This is a genomic window from Bacillus haikouensis, from assembly GCF_013179555.1.
Lineage (GTDB): Bacteria > Bacillota > Bacilli > Bacillales > Bacillaceae_B > Rossellomorea > Rossellomorea haikouensis_A.
On sequence record NZ_JABMCR010000381.1, the window covers coordinates 1 to 3,189 of the forward strand.

Annotated in this window: 4 protein-coding genes; all 4 read left to right on the plus strand. The window is 42.5% G+C overall.

Annotated elements, in window-relative coordinates:
- Positions 1-881: glycosyl hydrolase family 18 protein (locus tag HP456_RS21865; RefSeq protein WP_172255044.1), on the plus strand; the 881-nt coding region annotated here is incomplete at its 5' end.
- A gap of 290 nt (positions 882-1,171) precedes the next feature.
- Entirely contained in the window at positions 1,172-1,828 is a 657-nt protein-coding gene (locus HP456_RS21870; protein ID WP_172255046.1) for a deoxynucleoside kinase, read from the plus strand.
- Positions 1,812-2,480 (plus strand): deoxynucleoside kinase, encoded by a 669-nt coding sequence (locus tag HP456_RS21875; protein WP_172255048.1) that lies wholly within the window; start codon positions 1,812-1,814, stop codon positions 2,478-2,480. Before HP456_RS21870 ends, HP456_RS21875 begins: the two co-directional genes overlap by 17 nt.
- 123 nt (positions 2,481-2,603) lie before the next feature.
- Positions 2,604-2,963, plus strand: a complete 360-nt coding sequence (locus tag HP456_RS21880) for a hydrolase (RefSeq protein WP_172255050.1) — start codon at positions 2,604-2,606, stop codon at positions 2,961-2,963.
- Positions 2,964-3,189: the final 226 nt, after the last annotated feature.

The following is a 3,189-nucleotide window of genomic DNA, read 5'->3' on the forward strand; positions in this document are numbered from 1 at the left end:
TTGCTCCTTTCAGCTTTCAGGCGAAGCGTGACGGGACCCTGCAGGAACCTCCGATGGGGAACCTGCTGCAAACCGGAAGGGATAATGGGAATGTCCTTATGATGGCGATTACCAACCAGGAAGAAGGCCAGTTCAATGATGAACTCGGACGCATCCTTCTGAATGACACGGCAATCCAGGATACATTCTTAAATAACATTGTACAGACCGCCAAGAAATATGGATTCCGTGATATCCATTTTGACTTTGAATACTTACGGCCCGAGGACAGGGAAGCATATAATCGATTCCTGAGAAAAGCAAAGCAGCGTTTCAACCAGGAAGGCTGGCTGCTGTCCACTGCTCTCGCTCCCAAAACGAGTGCAGAACAGAAAGGGAAATGGTATGAAGCACATGATTATAAAGCACATGGGGAAATCGTCGATTTTGTCGTCATCATGACCTATGAATGGGGCTACAGCGGCGGACCGGCCATGGCTGTTTCCCCCATCGGCCCCGTCCGTGAAGTGATTGAATACGCACTGACAGAAATGCCTGCTTCGAAAATCATGATGGGGCAGAACCTGTACGGCTACGATTGGACACTTCCCTTCGAACCTGGAACGACAGCGAAAGCAATCAGCCCGCAGCAGGCAATCGAAATCGCTGCCGCCAACAATGTCAGCATCCAATACGATCAAAAAGCACAGGCCCCGTTCTTTAATTACACAGCCGAAGGAAAAGACCACGAAGTCTGGTTCGAAGATGCCCGAAGCATCCAGGCAAAATTCGACCTGATGAAAGAGCTTAACCTCAGGGGAATGAGCTACTGGAAACTCGGCCTCTCTTTCCCGCAGAACTGGCTATTGATCACTGATAATTTCAACGTCGTTAAAAGGTAAAAAACGAATAACCTTCATTACTCATAAAAATAATTAGAACCCGTCGTACAGGTGAATCTAACATTACCTGTACGACGGGTTTTTCTGTTCGTATATAGGTTTATTTGCACTGAGGAACAGCCTAATAATTTTCTCAAAAAAACCGATAAAAAAGATGGATCAAATTTAATCTGAACCAATAAATAACCTGAACAATCAATGCAACAATTGTGTTACAATAATTTTTGTCGTAAATTTATTAATACGCTGATAAAAACACATAGATTGTCGTAATATGAGGAGGACATTAAATGGGGAGAATTCCTTTCATCACGGTTGAAGGCCCGATTGGAGTAGGAAAAACTTCTCTGGCTAAAGCGATTTCCGACCACTATCATTTTCACTTATTAAGGGAAATCGTCGATGAAAACCCGTTTTTAGATAAATTTTATGATGATATTGACGAGTGGAGTTTTCAAACAGAGATGTTTTTCTTATGCAATCGATACAAGCAGCTGGAGGATATCGATAAGCATTATATTTCTCAAAACAAATCGGTAGTAGCGGATTATCATATTTTGAAGAATATCATCTTCGCTAAACGCACATTGAAGGATGAACAGCAGTTCAATAAATATCTTAATATCTATGATATCTTGACTTCTGACATGCCGAGACCGAATGTGGTGATTTACTTAAATGCCAGTCTTGATACGCTGCTGAAGCGGATTGAAAAAAGAGGCCGGGACTTCGAGAAGAAAATCAGTCCTCTTTATTTAAAACAATTATCATTGGATTATGAAGAATATATGAATACATTTGAAGAAACTCACCCGGATATCCCTGTTCTTCGCTACAATGGCGACCACATTGACTTCGTCCAAAACAAAGCTGACTTGGACACGATTCTTACTCAATTAGACACTACATTAAAAAAAGGAGTTCACTATCATGAATCTTCGCAATAAATACGGCATCCCGAGTAATGCGGTCATTACCATTGCCGGAACCGTCGGAGTCGGGAAATCCACGATGACGAACGGATTGGCGAATGCCCTTGGATTCCGCACATCTTTCGAAAAGGTTGATACCAACCCGTACCTCGATAAATTCTATCAGGATTTCAAGAGCTGGAGTTTCCATCTGCAAGTATACTTCCTAGCAGAACGCTTTAAGGAACAAAAGAAGATCTTTGAATACGGAGGCGGCTTCATTCAGGACCGTTCAATCTATGAAGATACAGGAATCTTCGCAAAGATGCATCATGAAAAAGGGAATATGTCGGACGTTGACTATGAAACATATACAAGCCTTTTCGATGCAATGGTGATGACACCTTATTTCCCTCATCCCGATCTTCTGATTTATCTGGAAGGATCCCTCGATAACGTGATTGACCGAATCCGTGAACGAGGGCGTCCAATGGAACAGCAGACCCCGGTTGAGTACTGGGAAGAAATGCACCAGCGTTATGAGAATTGGATCAACTCCTTTAACGCATGTCCTGTTCTTCGCCTGGACATCAGTGAATATGATCTGGTCAACGATGGAAATTCGATTGAACCGATCGTTGAACGAATCGGATACTTCATCGAACAAACAAGAATGTTAAAGAGCTAATACCAAAAGGTGCTTTCCATAATGGGAAGGCACCTTTTTTAGTTGAACAATCCTCTTTCGTTTATGTTCACTGGTTAGGAGGTATGTATATAACAAGAAAAGAATTTAAGGGAGATGAATAGCATGGAAACGAGAGATACGTACTTTATAGATATTGGCAGCGGAGATGTCGTACCTCATGCCGTAGAAGCAAAAAGTGTAAGTTATCAAATTCAGGCTACTCCAGAAGAAGTAACAAAGTTGAAAGCGTTGTTTGAGAAGAATTACGATGACGAGGTGTCTACTTTCACTAGAGCCCAAATTCCATTCCGCGAGTATCACAAAGACCCTGAAAACGCTCAATATGACCACTCGATGCATAAAATTTATCAAATGATCCATAAGCTCGGGAATGAGGAAACGCGTAAAAGTATCGAAGAAATGGGTGTCCTGAATTACAATAAAGAATCGAACATAAGAGAAGATATCGAGAATCTGAAATAGAGTGTGATGAGGCTGGGACAAAACGAATAAACCACGACATAAAGACGAACAATTTCAGCGTATATTCTTAATACCGCTAATGATTTCCATGCAAGACTTCGCTTTCCGCGGGTAGCCCGTGAGCCTCCTCGTCGCGTTCGCTCCTGTGGGGTCTCATTTGTCTAGCTGCAGGGCTTAGAGGCACATGACATAAGCCAAACCGACCAAGAAGGCAAAGTACGCCTTC

What these genes read in the sequence shown, in the direction of transcription:
- HP456_RS21870 (WP_172255046.1), top strand. Translation starts at nt 1,172, where the DNA reads ATGGGGAGAATTCCTTTCATCACGGTTGAAGGCCCGATTGGAGTAGGA.
- HP456_RS21875 (WP_172255048.1), top strand. Translation starts at nt 1,812, where the DNA reads ATGAATCTTCGCAATAAATACGGCATCCCGAGTAATGCGGTCATTACC.
- HP456_RS21880 (WP_172255050.1), top strand. Translation starts at nt 2,604, where the DNA reads ATGGAAACGAGAGATACGTACTTTATAGATATTGGCAGCGGAGATGTC.